14 protein-coding genes and 2 tRNA genes are annotated in these 15,455 nt (G+C 57.7%); 15 read left to right on the plus strand and 1 reads right to left on the minus strand.

Features of this window, described 5'->3' with window-relative positions:
• Positions 1 to 3: 3 nt before the first annotated feature.
• The 5 genes from dapB to PspS49_RS04120 all read left to right on the plus strand — a co-directional run bounded on the left by dapB (position 4) and on the right by PspS49_RS04120 (position 6,458).
• On the plus strand, positions 4 to 810 hold the full coding sequence (dapB, locus tag PspS49_RS04100; RefSeq protein ID WP_038357479.1) for a 4-hydroxy-tetrahydrodipicolinate reductase: 807 nt from the start codon (positions 4 to 6) through the stop codon (positions 808 to 810).
• A gap of 257 nt (positions 811 to 1,067) precedes the next feature.
• Complete coding sequence (gene carA / locus PspS49_RS04105; RefSeq protein ID WP_007915228.1) at positions 1,068 to 2,204, plus strand: glutamine-hydrolyzing carbamoyl-phosphate synthase small subunit; 1,137 nt, start codon at positions 1,068 to 1,070, stop codon at positions 2,202 to 2,204.
• Between the two features lie 126 nt (positions 2,205 to 2,330).
• Complete coding sequence (gene carB, locus PspS49_RS04110; RefSeq protein ID WP_007915231.1) at positions 2,331 to 5,552, plus strand: carbamoyl-phosphate synthase large subunit; 3,222 nt, start codon at positions 2,331 to 2,333, stop codon at positions 5,550 to 5,552.
• On the plus strand, positions 5,549 to 6,025 hold the full coding sequence (gene greA / locus PspS49_RS04115; RefSeq protein ID WP_003221530.1) for a transcription elongation factor GreA: 477 nt from the start codon (positions 5,549 to 5,551) through the stop codon (positions 6,023 to 6,025). The genes carB and greA overlap by 4 nt, the downstream gene beginning before the upstream one ends.
• A gap of 28 nt (positions 6,026 to 6,053) precedes the next feature.
• Positions 6,054 to 6,458: an MFS transporter gene (locus PspS49_RS04120; RefSeq protein ID WP_150749592.1), complete on the plus strand. Its 405-nt coding sequence runs from the start codon at positions 6,054 to 6,056 to the stop codon at positions 6,456 to 6,458.
• Positions 6,459 to 6,467: 9 nt separating this feature from the next.
• Here the strand turns inward: PspS49_RS04120 and PspS49_RS04125 are convergent, their stop codons facing one another.
• On the minus strand, positions 6,468 to 6,776 hold the full coding sequence (locus tag PspS49_RS04125) for a YhbY family RNA-binding protein (RefSeq protein WP_003221534.1): 309 nt from the start codon (positions 6,774 to 6,776) through the stop codon (positions 6,468 to 6,470).
• A 101-nt stretch (positions 6,777 to 6,877) separates the two neighbouring features.
• Between PspS49_RS04125 and rlmE the strand changes: the two genes are divergently transcribed.
• From rlmE to nusA, 10 genes are all read left to right on the plus strand, one after another.
• Positions 6,878 to 7,507, plus strand: a complete 630-nt coding sequence (rlmE, locus tag PspS49_RS04130; protein WP_008088328.1) for a 23S rRNA (uridine(2552)-2'-O)-methyltransferase RlmE — start codon at positions 6,878 to 6,880, stop codon at positions 7,505 to 7,507.
• 202 nt (positions 7,508 to 7,709) lie between these two features.
• Complete coding sequence (gene ftsH, locus PspS49_RS04135) at positions 7,710 to 9,617, plus strand: ATP-dependent zinc metalloprotease FtsH (RefSeq protein WP_127925787.1); 1,908 nt, start codon at positions 7,710 to 7,712, stop codon at positions 9,615 to 9,617.
• Positions 9,618 to 9,625: 8 nt separating this feature from the next.
• Positions 9,626 to 10,477, plus strand: a complete 852-nt coding sequence (folP, locus tag PspS49_RS04140; RefSeq protein WP_127925788.1) for a dihydropteroate synthase — start codon at positions 9,626 to 9,628, stop codon at positions 10,475 to 10,477.
• 16 nt (positions 10,478 to 10,493) lie between these two features.
• Positions 10,494 to 11,831 (plus strand): phosphoglucosamine mutase, encoded by a 1,338-nt coding sequence (glmM, locus tag PspS49_RS04145; protein ID WP_127925789.1) that lies wholly within the window; start codon positions 10,494 to 10,496, stop codon positions 11,829 to 11,831.
• A 65-nt stretch (positions 11,832 to 11,896) separates the two neighbouring features.
• On the plus strand, positions 11,897 to 12,652 hold the full coding sequence (gene tpiA / locus PspS49_RS04150; protein ID WP_016986498.1) for a triose-phosphate isomerase: 756 nt from the start codon (positions 11,897 to 11,899) through the stop codon (positions 12,650 to 12,652).
• A gap of 4 nt (positions 12,653 to 12,656) precedes the next feature.
• Positions 12,657 to 13,043, plus strand: coding sequence for a preprotein translocase subunit SecG (gene secG, locus PspS49_RS04155; protein ID WP_016986497.1), 387 nt, complete (start codon positions 12,657 to 12,659; stop codon positions 13,041 to 13,043).
• Between the two features lie 22 nt (positions 13,044 to 13,065).
• Positions 13,066 to 13,151, plus strand: a tRNA-Leu gene (locus PspS49_RS04160).
• A gap of 97 nt (positions 13,152 to 13,248) precedes the next feature.
• Positions 13,249 to 13,325: transfer RNA gene (locus tag PspS49_RS04165), tRNA-Met, on the plus strand.
• Positions 13,326 to 13,464: 139 nt separating this feature from the next.
• The gene (gene rimP, locus PspS49_RS04170) at positions 13,465 to 13,923 is read left to right on the plus strand and encodes a ribosome maturation factor RimP (RefSeq protein WP_007915250.1); all 459 of its coding nucleotides are present in this window, start codon (positions 13,465 to 13,467) and stop codon (positions 13,921 to 13,923) included.
• Positions 13,924 to 13,970: 47 nt separating this feature from the next.
• Positions 13,971 to 15,452: a transcription termination factor NusA gene (gene nusA, locus PspS49_RS04175; RefSeq protein ID WP_127925790.1), complete on the plus strand. Its 1,482-nt coding sequence runs from the start codon at positions 13,971 to 13,973 to the stop codon at positions 15,450 to 15,452.
• Positions 15,453 to 15,455: the final 3 nt, after the last annotated feature.

The raw sequence follows: 15,455 nt of genomic DNA on the forward strand, positions 1-15,455 counted from the left end.
GGCATGCGACGAATAGCTGTGATGGGCGCTGCTGGGCGCATGGGCAAGATTCTGGTCGAAGCCGTGCAGCAGCGCGCGCCGCTGACCGGGTTGACCGCTGCCGTGGTTCGTCCTGGCAGCACGCTGATCGGCGTCGATGCCGGTGAGCTGGCGTCGCTGGGTCGCATCGGTGTGCCGTTGTCCGGGCATATCGAGGCTGTGGCTGAAGAGTTCGATGTATTGATCGACTTCACCCTGCCGGAAGTGATGCTGAAAAACCTCGCGTTCTGCCGCAAGGCAGGCAAGGCCATGGTTATCGGCACTACCGGGCTGGACGCGGCGCAGAAGCAGTTGCTGGTCGAGGCGGGCAAGGATATTCCGATCGTGTTCGCGGCCAACTTCAGTGTCGGCGTCAATCTGTCGCTGAAGCTGCTGGATATGGCAGCGCGCGTGCTGGGCGATGATGCTGATATCGAAATCATCGAAGCTCATCACCGTCACAAGATCGATGCGCCGTCGGGTACGGCGTTGCGCATGGGTGAAGTGATCGCCAGTGCGCTGGATCGTGATTTGCAGAAGGTCGCGGTGTACGGTCGCGAAGGTCATACCGGTGCTCGCGAGCGTGAAACCATCGGTTTTGCCACCGTGCGCGGCGGTGACGTGGTGGGTGACCACACCGTGCTGTTCGCCTGCGAAGGTGAGCGTCTGGAGATCACGCACAAGGCGTCGAGCCGTATGACTTTTGCCAAGGGCGCGGTGCGTGCGGCGTTGTGGCTGGACGGTCGCGAGCCGGGTCTGTACGACATGCAAGACGTGCTCGACCTGCGTTGATACACTGCTGAACCCAGCGCAAACGCCCTGTTTGCGCTGGGTTTTCTCCGCTTGGCGACGACCTGTCGCATTCTCCGGCCTTTTCGGCTCTTTAGCGGTGGACCAAAAAAGCCTTTTTCTGTAAGCTACAGCTTTAGTGTGTCCACTAAAAGCGCGCAGAATAATTCAGTGAAGAAGCGGGGTGACGTGTCCATACGTCACTCCGCTTTTTTACAACCTGCGATCGCCCTTTCATGCGTTATTTACGGGAGGTCTTCTTGACTAAGCCAGCCATACTTGCCCTTGCTGATGGCAGCATTTTTCGCGGCGAAGCCATTGGTGCCGACGGTCAAACCGTTGGTGAGGTGGTGTTCAACACCGCAATGACCGGCTATCAGGAAATCCTTACCGATCCTTCCTACGCCCAACAGATCGTTACCCTGACTTACCCGCACATCGGCAACACCGGCACCACGCCGGAAGATGCCGAGTCCGATCGCGTCTGGTCCGCTGGCCTGGTCATCCGTGACCTGCCGCTGGTAGCGAGCAACTGGCGTAACACGATGTCCCTGTCCGACTACCTGAAAGCCAACAACGTTGTGGCCATCGCCGGTATCGACACCCGTCGCCTGACTCGCATCCTGCGTGAAAAAGGCGCACAGAACGGCTGCATCATGGCTGGTGACAACATCTCCGAAGAAGCGGCCATCGCCGCGGCGCAAGGCTTCCCGGGCCTCAAGGGCATGGATCTGGCGAAAGTCGTCAGCACCAAGACTCAATACGAGTGGCGCTCGACTGTCTGGGATCTGAAGACCGATAGCCATGCGACCATCGACGCTTCCGAGCTGCCTTACCACGTGGTTGCCTACGACTACGGCGTCAAGGTCAACATCCTGCGCATGCTGGTCGAGCGCGGCTGCCGCGTCACCGTGGTGCCGGCTCAGACCCCAGCCGCTGATGTGCTGGCACTGAAGCCGGACGGCGTGTTTCTGTCCAACGGCCCTGGTGATCCGGAGCCATGCGACTACGCGATCAAGGCGATCAAGGAAGTCCTGGAAACCGAAATTCCGGTATTCGGCATCTGCCTCGGTCACCAACTGCTGGCACTGGCCTCCGGCGCCAAGACCCTGAAAATGGGCCACGGCCACCACGGTGCCAACCACCCGGTGCAGGATCTGGACACTGGCGTCGTGATGATCACCAGCCAGAACCACGGTTTCGCGGTAGACGAAGAAACCCTGCCAGCCAACGTGCGCGCGATCCACAAATCGCTGTTCGATGGCACCCTGCAAGGCATCGAACGCACCGACAAGAGCGCGTTCAGCTTCCAGGGTCACCCTGAAGCGAGCCCGGGCCCGAACGATGTCGCGCCACTGTTCGACCGCTTCATCAACGAGATGGCCAAGCGACGCTAAGCGTTCGCCTTGAGACTGTAGAGAGAAGCCCTTCGAGGGTGGCCCCGATCCCGGCGGCCCCTTCGAGACTTCAGAAATCGATCAAGACGGCTTGCCGACTGACCTGCGGATTTGAGTGACAAACCCATGCCAAAACGTACAGACATTAAAAGCATCCTGATTCTCGGCGCTGGCCCGATCGTTATCGGCCAGGCCTGCGAATTCGACTACTCCGGCGCCCAGGCCTGCAAAGCCCTGCGCGAAGAGGGTTACCGCGTCATCCTGGTGAACTCCAACCCGGCCACCATCATGACCGACCCGGACATGGCCGACGCTACCTACATCGAGCCGATCAAGTGGCAGACCGTTGCCAAGATCATCGAGAAAGAACGTCCGGACGCGGTGCTGCCAACCATGGGCGGCCAGACTGCTTTGAACTGCGCCCTGGACCTGGAGCGCGAAGGCGTTCTGGAGAAGTTCGGCGTAGAAATGATCGGTGCCAACGCCGACACCATCGACAAGGCTGAAGACCGTTCGCGTTTCGACAAGGCGATGAAATCCATCGGCCTGGCGTGCCCGCGTTCCGGTATCGCCCACAGCATGGAAGAAGCCAACGCGGTTCTCGAAACCCTGGGCTTCCCGTGCATCATCCGTCCGTCCTTCACCATGGGCGGCACCGGTGGCGGTATCGCTTACAACCGTGAAGAGTTCGAAGAAATCTGCGCCCGTGGTCTGGACCTGTCGCCGACCAAAGAGCTGCTGATCGACGAATCGCTGATCGGCTGGAAAGAATATGAGATGGAAGTTGTCCGCGACAAAAAGGACAACTGCATCATCGTCTGCTCGATCGAAAACTTTGACCCGATGGGCGTGCACACCGGTGACTCGATCACCGTGGCTCCAGCGCAAACCCTGACCGACAAGGAATACCAGATCCTGCGTAACGCCTCCCTGGCGGTACTGCGCGAGATCGGCGTCGAGACGGGCGGTTCCAACGTTCAATTCGGTATCTGCCCGAACACTGGCCGCATGGTCGTGATCGAAATGAACCCGCGTGTATCGCGTTCCTCGGCGCTGGCCTCGAAAGCCACCGGTTTCCCGATCGCCAAAGTCGCGGCCAAACTGGCTGTGGGCTACACCCTCGACGAGCTGTCGAACGACATTACCGGCGGCAAGACCCCGGCGTCCTTCGAACCGTCGATCGACTATGTCGTGACCAAGCTGCCGCGTTTCGCCTTCGAGAAATTCGCCAAGGCTGACGCGCGCCTGACCACTCAGATGAAGTCGGTTGGTGAAGTCATGGCCATCGGCCGTACTTTCCAGGAGTCCCTGCAGAAAGCTCTGCGCGGTCTGGAAGTGGGCGTTTGCGGTCTGGACGAGAAGCTCGACCTGAGCAACCCGGAAAGCATGAGCGTGCTCAAGCGCGAACTGACCGTGCCGGGCGCCGAGCGTATCTGGTACGTGGCGGACGCTTTCCGCGCTGGCCTGTCGGTCGAAGACATCTTTGGCATGAACATGATCGACCCTTGGTTCCTGGTGCAGATCGAAGATCTGATCAAGGAAGAGGAGAAGGTCAAGACCCTCGGTCTGTCCGCTATCGATCGCGACCTGATGTTCAAGCTCAAGCGCAAAGGCTTCTCCGACCAGCGCCTGGCCAAGCTGCTGGGTGTGACCGAGAAGAACCTGCGTACCCACCGTCAAAAGCTCGAAGTGTTCCCGGTCTACAAGCGCGTTGACACCTGCGCCGCCGAGTTTGCCACTGATACCGCTTACCTCTACTCGACGTACGAGGAAGAGTGCGAAGCCGCGCCGTCGGGCCGCGACAAGATCATGATTCTGGGTGGCGGTCCAAACCGTATCGGCCAAGGCATCGAGTTCGACTACTGCTGCGTTCACGCTGCCCTCGCTCTGCGCGAAGACGGCTACGAAACCATCATGGTCAACTGCAACCCGGAAACCGTTTCCACCGACTACGACACTTCCGACCGTCTGTACTTCGAGCCGGTAACCCTGGAAGACGTACTGGAAATCTGCCGTGTCGAGAAGCCGAAAGGCGTGATCGTCCAGTACGGCGGCCAGACCCCGCTGAAACTGGCGCGTGCTCTGGAAGCCGCTGGCGTGCCAATCATCGGCACCAGCCCTGACGCCATCGACCGCGCTGAAGACCGTGAGCGCTTCCAGCAAATGGTTGAGCGCCTGAATCTGCGTCAGCCGCCAAACGCCACCGTACGCAGCGAAGATGAAGCTGTTCGTGCTGCTGCGAAAATCGGTTATCCGCTGGTGGTGCGCCCGTCCTATGTACTGGGCGGCCGTGCGATGGAAATCGTTTATAAAGAAGACGAGCTCAAGCGTTACCTGCGTGACGCGGTGCAAGTGTCCAACGACAGCCCGGTGCTGCTCGACCACTTCCTCAACTGCGCCATCGAAATGGACGTGGATGCGGTCTGCGACGGCAAAGACGTGGTGATCGGCGCGATCATGCAGCACATCGAACAGGCTGGCGTTCACTCCGGTGACTCCGCGTGCTCGCTGCCGCCGTACTCGCTGCCGGCGCACATCCAGGACGAGATGCGCGAACAGGTCAAGAAAATGGCCTTGGAACTGGGCGTTGTCGGCCTGATGAACGTGCAGTTGGCTTTGCAGGGCGAAGACATCTACGTCATCGAAGTCAACCCGCGCGCTTCCCGTACCGTACCGTTCGTGTCGAAGTGCATCGGTGTCTCCCTGGCGATGATCGCTGCCCGCGTGATGGCCGGTAAGACCCTGAAAGAAATCGGCTTCACCAAAGAAATCATCCCGAACTTCTACAGCGTGAAAGAGGCGGTGTTCCCGTTCGCCAAATTCCCTGGCGTTGACCCGATCCTCGGCCCAGAGATGAAGTCGACCGGTGAAGTGATGGGCGTCGGTGACACCTTCGGTGAAGCATTCGCCAAAGCCCAGATGGGCGCCAGTGAAGTGCTGCCGACCGGCGGTACTGCGTTCATCAGCGTGCGCGACGACGACAAGCCATTGGTTGCAGGCGTGGCCCGTGATCTGATCAACTTGGGCTTCGAAGTGGTTGCCACTGCCGGTACTGCCAAGCTGATCGAAGCCGCAGGCCTGAAAGTGCGCCGTGTGAACAAGGTGACCGAGGGGCGTCCGCACGTGGTCGACATGATCAAGAATGACGAAGTCACGCTGATCATCAACACCACCGAAGGTCGTCAGTCGATCGCTGATTCGTACTCCATTCGTCGTAATGCCTTGCAGCACAAGATCTATTGCACCACCACCATTGCTGCTGGCGAAGCTATCTGTGAAGCGCTGAAGTTCGGTCCGGAAAAGACTGTGCGCCGCTTGCAGGATCTACACGCAGGATTGAAGGCATGATCAAATACCCAATGACCGTCCAGGGCGCTAAAGCCCTGGAAGAAGAACACGCTCACCTGACCAAGGTCGTTCGTCCGAAGCTCAGCCAGGACATCGGTACGGCCCGCGAGTTGGGTGACTTGAAGGAAAACGCTGAATACCATGCCGCCCGCGAACAGCAAGGCATGGTCGAGGCGCGGATTCGTGACATCGAAGGCCGGATTCAGAATCAGGTCATCATCGACGTCACGACCATTCCTCATACCGGCAAGGTGATTTTTGGCACTACCGTCGAAATCGCCAACGTCGAGACTGATGAAAGCGTCACTTACCACATCGTGGGTGAGGATGAGGCTGACTTCAAGCTCGGCAAGATTTCGGTCGGCTCGCCTTTGGCCCGTGCCTTGATCGGCAAGGAAGAGGGCGATGTGGTCGCCGTGAAAACGCCGAGCGGCGTTATCGAGTACGAGATTGTCGAAGTCCGCCACATCTGAAAAAGGGCGCCCGCTGCATGCTGGCGCCATGCTTTGGCAGCTGACCCAGATGCTTTGGGTCGGCGGTCTATGGCTGATACATCTCGGTTTGCAGCCGGCGCTGGGCAAGATTGGCCTGGCACCGCTGCTGATCGATGAAGTTGCCAGTGCATTTGAAGTGCTGGTGGTGGGGTTCGCCGCCGCATGCGTTATTTTTCAGGCTTTGGTGCTGGTACAGGCCGAGGGCCTTGCCAGTCTATGGCGGGATTTTCGTGGGCAGGTGCTGTTGATGGCGTTGTATGCGTGTGCGATGTATGTCGCAGTGCGTGTCGGCTGGCCGGATGCGCAGCGCTGGCAGGTGTTCAGTTATCTGGTTTTGGGCTTTTCCGGGCTGGTGCTGGTGATGCAGCCGGTGCCGGGATGGAGTGGCAGGGTGCGCGAAGCACACCCTTGACCCTTTTCATCACTTGAAGCGATGAACGTTCGACAGCTGCTTGTTGACGCTGAAGTTCTTGCGGTAAACCAGTGCCATCTTGCCGATGACCTGTACCAGGTCTGCTTTGCCAACCTTGCACAGCTCTGCGATGTGCGCCAGGCGCGACTCGCGATCGAGGATATTGAGCTTGATCTTGATCAGCTCATGATCCGCCAGGGCGCGTTCAAGTTCGGCTAAAACACCTTCAGTCAAACCGTTGTCAGCCACCGTCAAAACCGGCTTCAGGTGGTGGCCAATGGATTTGTACTGTTTCTTCTGCTCTGGAGTGAGCGGCATAATCTGACCCTTTCGTCTGGATTCTGTAAAATGGCGGCCATTTTACCCGAGGGTTCGTGGATCCGCCCAATTAATCACGACCCTTATCATCGAGGTGCCCAATGGCGCGTTCCAAGACAAGCCTTGGTTGGCTGAAACGACATGTCAACGATCCCTATGTGAAGCAAGCGCAGAAGGATGGCTACCGCTCGCGTGCGAGTTACAAGCTTCTGGAAGTCCAGGAGAAATACAAGCTGATCCGTCCTGGCATGAGCGTTGTCGACCTGGGTGCAGCGCCCGGTGGCTGGTCGCAGGTGACTAGCCGGCTGATCGGTGGTCAGGGCCGCCTGATCGCTTCGGACATTCTGGAAATGGACAGCATCCCTGACGTGACCTTTATTCAGGGTGACTTCACCGAGGACGCAGTACTCGCTCAGATTCTTGAAGCTGTGGGTAATTCGCAGGTGGACCTTGTGATTTCCGATATGGCCCCCAATATGAGTGGTACGCCCGAAGTGGATATGCCCAAAGCCATGTTTCTCTGCGAGCTGGCGCTTGATCTGGCGGAGCGGATACTCAAGCCGGGTGGCAATTTTGTGATCAAGATTTTTCAGGGCGAAGGATTTGATGTTTACCTGAAGGACGCTCGCAAAAAGTTCGACAAGATCCAGATGATCAAGCCGGACTCCTCCCGTGGCAGCTCACGCGAGCAATACATGCTGGCTTGGGGTTACCGCGGACGTAGTGAGTAAAACGAGGTTTTTGTGCGGGGTGATAGGTTTTTAGTATTTCGCCCGGCTAGCATTAACGAATATTGTGTAGAAAGTGTTTCACAAAGGGTTACAGACGGCGCCTGCCAGAGCCGTAGGTAATGTAGTAAGTTAGGCCGGTGAATATCATGCGAAGCGCGCGCCAGTAGCGGAGCTTGCTTCAGAGGGTAGTTAATTGAACGATATGGCAAAGAATCTGATCCTGTGGTTGATCATCGCGGCTGTCCTGGTGACGGTGATGAACAACTTCTCCAGCCCTAACGAGCCGCAGACCCTCAACTATTCCGACTTCATCCAGCAGGTCAAGGATGGCAAGGTCGAGCGCGTAGCGGTTGATGGCTATGTAATCACCGGCAAGCGCAACGATGGCGACAGCTTCAAGACCATTCGTCCGGCAATTCAGGACAATGGCCTGATCGGCGATCTGGTCGACAACCACGTTGTGGTTGAAGGCAAGCAGCCTGAGCAGCAAAGCATCTGGACCCAGCTTCTGGTAGCCAGCTTCCCGATCCTGGTGATCATCGCGGTGTTCATGTTCTTCATGCGCCAGATGCAGGGCGGTGCCGGTGGCAAGGGCGGGCCGATGAGCTTTGGCAAGAGCAAGGCACGCCTGCTCTCCGAAGATCAGGTGAAAACCACATTGGCTGACGTTGCCGGTTGCGACGAAGCCAAGGAAGAAGTCGGCGAACTGGTTGAGTTCCTCCGTGATCCGGGCAAGTTCCAGCGCCTGGGCGGTCGTATTCCTCGCGGTGTGCTGATGGTCGGTCCTCCGGGTACCGGTAAAACCTTGCTGGCCAAGGCAATTGCCGGCGAAGCCAAGGTTCCGTTCTTCACCATATCCGGTTCCGACTTCGTTGAAATGTTTGTCGGTGTCGGTGCGAGCCGTGTTCGCGACATGTTCGAGCAGGCGAAGAAGCACGCGCCGTGCATTATCTTCATCGACGAAATCGACGCCGTCGGTCGCCATCGTGGCGCTGGCATGGGTGGCGGTCACGATGAGCGTGAGCAGACTCTCAACCAGTTGCTGGTCGAGATGGACGGCTTCGAAATGAACGACGGCATCATTGTTATCGCTGCAACCAACCGTCCTGACGTACTTGACCCTGCGCTGCTGCGTCCGGGCCGTTTCGACCGTCAGGTTGTCGTCGGTCTGCCGGATATCCGTGGTCGCGAACAGATTCTCAAGGTTCACATGCGCAAAGTGCCAATGGGTGACGACGTCGCTCCGGCCGTTATCGCGCGTGGTACTCCAGGCTTCTCCGGTGCTGATCTGGCAAACCTGGTCAACGAAGCGTCGCTGTTCGCTGCGCGCAGCGGCAAGCGCATCGTTGAAATGAAAGAGTTCGAACTGGCCAAAGACAAGATCATGATGGGCGCCGAGCGCAAATCGATGGTCATGTCCGAGAAAGAGAAGCAGAACACCGCTTATCACGAAGCTGGCCACGCCATTGTCGGTCGCGTCGTGCCTGAGCATGATCCGGTCTACAAAGTGTCGATCATTCCGCGCGGCCGTGCGCTGGGTGTGACCATGTTCCTGCCGGAAGAAGATCGCTACAGTCTGTCCAAGCGCGCGCTGATCAGCCAGATCTGCTCGCTGTATGGCGGCCGTATCGCTGAAGAAATGACCCTGGGCTTTGACGGTGTGACCACCGGTGCTTCCAACGACATCATGCGTGCTAGCCAGATTGCGCGGAACATGGTGACCAAGTGGGGTCTGTCGGAAAAACTCGGTCCGTTGATGTATGCCGAAGAAGAGGGTGAAGTATTCCTCGGCCGCGGCGGTGGCGGTCAGGCTGCCAGTTTCTCTGGCGAGACAGCCAAGCTGATCGACTCCGAAGTGCGCAGTATCATTGACCAGTGCTACGGCACCGCCAAGCAGATCCTCACGGACAACCGTGACAAGCTCGATGCCATGGCCGATGCCCTGATGAAGTACGAAACGATCGATGCTGAACAGATCGACGACATCATGGCCGGTCGTACGCCTCGCGAGCCTCGTGACTGGTCGGGTGGCACGGGTACACCACCACCTCCAGTGGTTCAGGACGAGCGTCCGGAAACACCGATTGGCGGTCCGGCTGCTGACGTTTAAGGTTTGAAATGACTTCTGTACAGTCCCTGACCCGGTTGCCTTGCGGCAACCGGGTTCTTGATTTGGCCCAGACGCATGTCATGGGCATTCTCAATGTCACCCCTGATTCTTTCTCTGATGGCGGCCAATACAGCCAGCTTGACGCTGCCTTGCGCCATGCAGAAGCGATGGTTGCGGCGGGTGCGACACTGATTGACGTCGGTGGCGAGTCCACCCGGCCTGGCGCGCGAGCGGTTTCTCCGCTCGAAGAGCTTGAGCGCGTGGCGCCGATTGTCGAGCTGATCAATCGCGAGCTTGATGTGATCATTTCGGTGGATACGTCTACGCCTGCGGTGATGCGCGAAACCGCACGGTTGGGTGCCGGTTTGATCAATGATGTGCGATCGCTACAGCGCGATGGTGCGTTGGATGCAGCGGCGGCGACAGGCTTGCCGGTATGTCTGATGCATATGCTCGGTGAGCCAGGCGATATGCAGGACAATCCGCAGTATCACGATGTCACTCGCGAGGTTGGCGAGTTTCTCGCGCAGCGGATGTCGGTGTGTGCATCAGCAGGTATTCCTGCCGAGCGGATCATTCTTGATCCGGGCTTCGGTTTCGCCAAAACCCTGCAGCACAATCTAAGCTTGTTCAAGCACATGGAAGCCCTGCATGCGTTGGGCAGGCCCTTGCTGGTTGGTGTTTCCCGAAAGAGCATGATTGGGCACGCCTTGAATCGTCCTGTTGGCGAGCGGCTGCATGGCGGATTGGCGCTGGCGGCGCTGGCGTCGGTGAAAGGTGCGCGTATATTGCGCGTCCATGATGTGGCGGAAACAGTAGACGTGGTGCGGATGATCGCGGCCGTGGAATCAGCCGAATAAGAATGATGGAGCGCTTATGAGCAAGAAATATTTTGGTACTGACGGCATTCGTGGTCGCGTTGGTGAATACCCGATTACTCCTGACTTCATGCTCAAGCTCGGCTGGGCTGCTGGCATGGCGTTCCGCAAGATGGGCGCCTGCAAGGTGCTGGTCGGCAAAGACACGCGAATTTCCGGTTATATGTTCGAGTCGGCGCTTGAGGCCGGTCTGACATCGGCGGGTGCCGATGTGATGCTGCTGGGTCCTATGCCGACGCCGGCCATCGCCTACTTGTCGCGCACGTTCCAGGCTGAGGCCGGTATCGTGATCAGTGCTTCGCACAATCCGCACGACGATAACGGCATCAAGTTTTTCTCCGGTAAAGGCACCAAGCTGCCCGATGAACTGGAGCTGATGATCGAAGAGTTGCTCGATACGCCGATGACCGTGGTCGAATCGAGCAAGATCGGCAAGGTCTCGCGGATCAACGATGCGTCAGGCCGTTATATCGAATTCTGCAAGAGCAGCGTGCCAACGGGCACCAGTTTCTCTGGACTCAAGATCGTTATCGACTGTGCGCATGGTGCGACCTACAAGGTGGCTCCGAGTGTCTTCCGGGAGCTGGGTGCGGAAGTTGTCGTGCTGTCAGCCCAGCCTAACGGTCTGAACATCAATGAGAATTGCGGCTCGACCCATATGGGGCAGCTGCAGGCTGCGGTACTGGCGGAGCATGCCGACCTGGGTATCGCTTTTGATGGCGATGGCGATCGGGTTCTGATGGTTGACCACACTGGCGCCATTGTTGATGGCGACGAGTTGTTGTTCATTATTGCTCGCGATCTGCATGAACGTGGCAAGTTGCAGGGCGGCGTGGTTGGCACCCTGATGAGTAATCTGGGTCTGGAGCTCGCGCTTGCAGAGCTTTCGATTCCGTTCATTCGTGCCAATGTCGGCGACCGCTACGTGATCGCTGAGTTGCTTGAGCGCAATTGGCTGGTCGGTGGCGAAAATTCAGGGCATATCGTTTGCTTCAATCACACCACGACCGGTGATGCGATCATCGCGGCTTTGCAAGTGCTGATGGCCTTGAAGACCCGTAATGAAGGGTTGGCGCAAACGCGTCAGGCATTGCGCAAGTGCCCTCAGGTGCTGATCAATGTGCGTTTTGGTGGTGGCGAAAGTCCGCTGGAACACTCGGCTGTCAAGGAAGCCAGTGCGCGTGTTACCCAGGCAATGGCGGGGCGCGGTCGCGTGCTTTTGCGCAAGTCCGGGACAGAGCCTCTGGTGCGCGTAATGGTCGAAGGCGAGGACGAAACCCAGGTTCGCAACTACGCCGAAGAGCTGGCAAAACTGGTAACTGAAGTTTCTGCCTGATACGGCTTGCAAGCCATGATTGTGTTGGGTAACATCTGCGCCCACTTTGACCGACGAGGTACAGCATGCGTCGCCCTATGGTAGCTGGTAACTGGAAGATGCACGGTACCCGCGCCAGCGTCGCTGAGCTGATCAACGGCCTTCGTCATCTGGCCTTGCCAAGCGGTGTTGATGTCGCGGTATTCCCGCCTTGCTTGTATATCAATCAAGTGATTGATGGCTTGAAAGGCAAGTCGATTTCGGTCGGCGCGCAGAATTCTGCGGTGGAATCCATGCAAGGTGCATTGACCGGTGAGATTGCGCCGAGTCAGTTGGTGGATGCAGGTTGTTCCCTGGTGCTTGTCGGGCACTCCGAGCGTCGCCAGATAATGGGCGAGCGGGATGGGATGCTGAATCGCAAGTTTGCAGCTGCGCAGGCATGTGGCTTGATTCCGGTGTTGTGTATAGGGGAAACCCTCGAGCAGCGCGAAGCCGGAAAAACTCTTGAGGTTGTCGGGCGTCAGCTGGGCAGCATCATCGAGGAGCTGGGTGTCGGTGCTTTTGCCAAGGCAGTCATTGCTTACGAGCCGGTCTGGGCTATTGGTACCGGACTGACTGCGACGCCGCAGCAAGCTCAGGATGTGCATAAAGCCATTCGCGAGCAGCTGGCGGCAGAGAATTCTGAAGTGGCACGAGGTGTGCGGCTTCTATACGGCGGCAGCGTGAAGGCGGCCAATGCGGTCGAACTGTTCGGCATGCCGGATATCGATGGGGGGCTCATTGGTGGAGCCTCCCTGAATGCAGATGAGTTCGGTGCGATTTGTCGCGCCGCGGGAAACTGAAAAAATGCTGGAAACAGTCGTAGTCGTTTTTCATCTGCTGGGTGCATTGGGCGTAGTTGCTCTGGTTTTGCTGCAGCAGGGTAAGGGTGCGGACGCTGGCGCGTCTTTCGGAGCAGGTGCTTCAAATACTGTGTTCGGAAGCCAAGGTTCCTCTACCTTTCTTAGTAAGTTTACTGCTATACTTGCCGCCGGTTTCTTCATAACCAGCTTGGGGTTAGGTTACTTTGCTAAAGAGAAGGCTCACCAGCTGACTCAGGCAGGTCTCCCAAATCCAGCAGTGTTGGAAGTACCTAAGCAACAACAACCGGCTTCTGATGATGTACCGGTGCTTCAAGAGCAAAAGTCGGCTACTCCAGCGACTGACGTACCTCCAGCTCAAGAGCAGAAGTAAGAAGGGTTTCAAACGTAGTTTTGCCGAGGTGGTGGAATTGGTAGACACGCAACCTTGAGGTGGTTGTGCCCATAGGGTGTAGGGGTTCGAGTCCCCTTCTCGGTACCAATTAGTCAGGAGAGCCCGCTGTTGCGGGCTTTCTTGCAGGTGGAAGGTTACATTGACCCTATAAGGGATCGGTCGTATACTTCCGCCCCAGCTTTGTCGCGGGGTGGAGCAGTCTGGTAGCTCGTCGGGCTCATAACCCGAAGGTCGTCGGTTCAAATCCGGCCCCCGCAACCAGTTTAAGGAGCCCCTTTTAAGGGGCTTTTTGTTAGCTGGACACTTTCAACGCCGCTGTTCGACGGCGTTTCAAGGATGGGCGTTAAGCCCATTTTTTTATTTTGCAAAGCATGCACATATCATGCACTAGGGGGTTCAGGTGTCGAGCAAGCTAGAAGAGTTGCAGGCCTTGCTGGCCCCGGTGGTCGTGGCCCTGGGCTATGAATGCTGGGGTATCGAGTTTTCGGCTCAGGGTCGTCACTCGATGTTGCGCGTTTATATCGATAAAGAGGGTGGCGTGCTGGTGGACGATTGCGCCATTGTCAGCCGTCAGATCAGCGGTGTACTGGATGTTGAAGATCCGATCTCCGTTGAATACACCCTCGAAGTTTCCTCGCCTGGCATGGAGCGCCCACTGTTCACTCTTGAGCAGTTTGCAAAGTTTGCCGGTGAACAAGTGAAGATCAAGCTGCGCTCGCCTTTTGAAGGGCGACGCAACTTTCAGGGCCTTCTGCGCGGTGTAGAAGAACAGGATGTCGTGGTGCAGGTAGACGACCATGAGTTCCTGTTGCCGATCGATATGATCGACAAGGCCAACATTATTCCCAGTTTTGACTGAGACGCGGATCCCGCGGATCCAATGGCTTGCGAAAGGCGAGGCGTACGATGAGCAAAGAAGTACTGCTGGTTGTTGAGTCGGTATCCAATGAAAAGGGCGTACCGGCAAGCGTAATTTTTGAAGCGCTGGAGCTGGCTCTGGCCACTGCTACCAAAAAGCGTTTTGAGGACGAAGTTGACCTGCGTGTGGAAATTAACCGCCACACCGGGGCATACGAAACTTTCCGTCGCTGGACGGTCGTCGAAGAGAATGATCTCGACGATCCGGCCATCGAAACCTGGCCAAGCAAGGTTGCCGAAACGCATCCTGGTGCCAAGGTTGGCGACGTCGTCGAAGAAAAGATCGAATCCATCGAGTTCGGCCGCATCGCTGCACAGACTGCCAAGCAGGTCATCGTGCAGAAAGTTCGCGAAGCCGAGCGCGCTCAAGTGGTCGACGCCTATCGCGAGCGCCTGGGAGAAATCATCTCCGGCACCGTGAAAAAAGTCACCCGCGATAACGTGATCGTCGATCTGGGCAACAACGCTGAAGCGTTGCTGGCCCGTGAAGACATCATTTCTCGCGAAACCTTCCGTGTCGGCGTGCGCTTGCGTGCGTTGCTCAAGGAAATCCGCACCGAGAACCGCGGCCCGCAGCTGATCCTGTCGCGTACCGCGCCGGAAATGCTGATCGAGCTGTTCCGTATCGAAGTGCCGGAAATTGCCGAAGGCCTGATCGAAGTAATGGCTGCATCCCGTGATCCGGGTTCGCGCGCCAAGATCGCCGTCCGCTCGAAAGACAAACGCATCGACCCACAGGGCGCTTGCATCGGTATGCGCGGTTCGCGCGTCCAGGCAGTGTCGGGTGAGTTGGGCGGTGAGCGTGTTGATATCGTCCTGTGGGACGACAACCCGGCTCAGTTCGTGATCAACGCCATGTCCCCGGCTGAGGTTGCGGCAATTATCGTTGACGAAGATGCCCACGCAATGGACATCGCCGTTGGCGCAGACAATCTGGCTCAGGCCATCGGTCGTGGTGGTCAGAACGTGCGTCTGGCGAGCCAGTTGACTGGCTGGACCCTGAACGTGATGACCGAATCGGACATCCAGGCTAAGCAGCAAGCAGAAACCGGCGACATCCTGCGCAACTTCATCGACGAGCTGGAAGTCGACGAAGAACTGGCTCAGGTGCTGGTTGATGAAGGCTTCACCAGCCTGGAAGAGATTGCCTACGTACCGTTGGAAGAAATGCTCAACATCGACGGCTTTGACGAAGATATCGTCAACGAGCTTCGCGCTCGTGCCAAGGATCGTTTGTTGACCAAAGCCATCGCTACTGAGGAAAAGCTGGCAGACGCCCATCCGGCCGAAGACCTGCTCTCGCTTGAGGGTATGGACAAGGATTTGGCGATGGAACTGGCGGTGCGCGGCGTAATTACCCGCGAAGACCTGGCCGAGCAGTCTATTGACGACCTGCTCGACATCGACGGCATTGACGATGATCGTGCCGGCAAGTTGATCATGGCCGCCCGAGCCCACTGGTTCGAGTAATTA

It is taken from the genome of Pseudomonas sp. S49 (genome assembly GCF_009866785.1).
Classification (GTDB): domain Bacteria; phylum Pseudomonadota; class Gammaproteobacteria; order Pseudomonadales; family Pseudomonadaceae; genus Aquipseudomonas.

What these genes read in the sequence shown, in the direction of transcription:
- PspS49_RS04125 (WP_003221534.1), bottom strand. Translation starts at nt 6,776, where the DNA reads ATGCCGCTCACTCCAGAGCAGAAGAAACAGTACAAATCCATTGGCCAC.
- nusA (WP_127925790.1), top strand. Translation starts at nt 13,971, where the DNA reads ATGAGCAAAGAAGTACTGCTGGTTGTTGAGTCGGTATCCAATGAAAAG.
- PspS49_RS04120 (WP_150749592.1), top strand. Translation starts at nt 6,054, where the DNA reads ATGCTTTGGCAGCTGACCCAGATGCTTTGGGTCGGCGGTCTATGGCTG.
- folP (WP_127925788.1), top strand. Translation starts at nt 9,626, where the DNA reads ATGACTTCTGTACAGTCCCTGACCCGGTTGCCTTGCGGCAACCGGGTT.
- carB (WP_007915231.1), top strand. Translation starts at nt 2,331, where the DNA reads ATGCCAAAACGTACAGACATTAAAAGCATCCTGATTCTCGGCGCTGGC.
- greA (WP_003221530.1), top strand. Translation starts at nt 5,549, where the DNA reads ATGATCAAATACCCAATGACCGTCCAGGGCGCTAAAGCCCTGGAAGAA.
- ftsH (WP_127925787.1), top strand. Translation starts at nt 7,710, where the DNA reads ATGGCAAAGAATCTGATCCTGTGGTTGATCATCGCGGCTGTCCTGGTG.
- dapB (WP_038357479.1), top strand. Translation starts at nt 4, where the DNA reads ATGCGACGAATAGCTGTGATGGGCGCTGCTGGGCGCATGGGCAAGATT.
- secG (WP_016986497.1), top strand. Translation starts at nt 12,657, where the DNA reads ATGCTGGAAACAGTCGTAGTCGTTTTTCATCTGCTGGGTGCATTGGGC.
- tpiA (WP_016986498.1), top strand. Translation starts at nt 11,897, where the DNA reads ATGCGTCGCCCTATGGTAGCTGGTAACTGGAAGATGCACGGTACCCGC.
- glmM (WP_127925789.1), top strand. Translation starts at nt 10,494, where the DNA reads ATGAGCAAGAAATATTTTGGTACTGACGGCATTCGTGGTCGCGTTGGT.
- rlmE (WP_008088328.1), top strand. Translation starts at nt 6,878, where the DNA reads ATGGCGCGTTCCAAGACAAGCCTTGGTTGGCTGAAACGACATGTCAAC.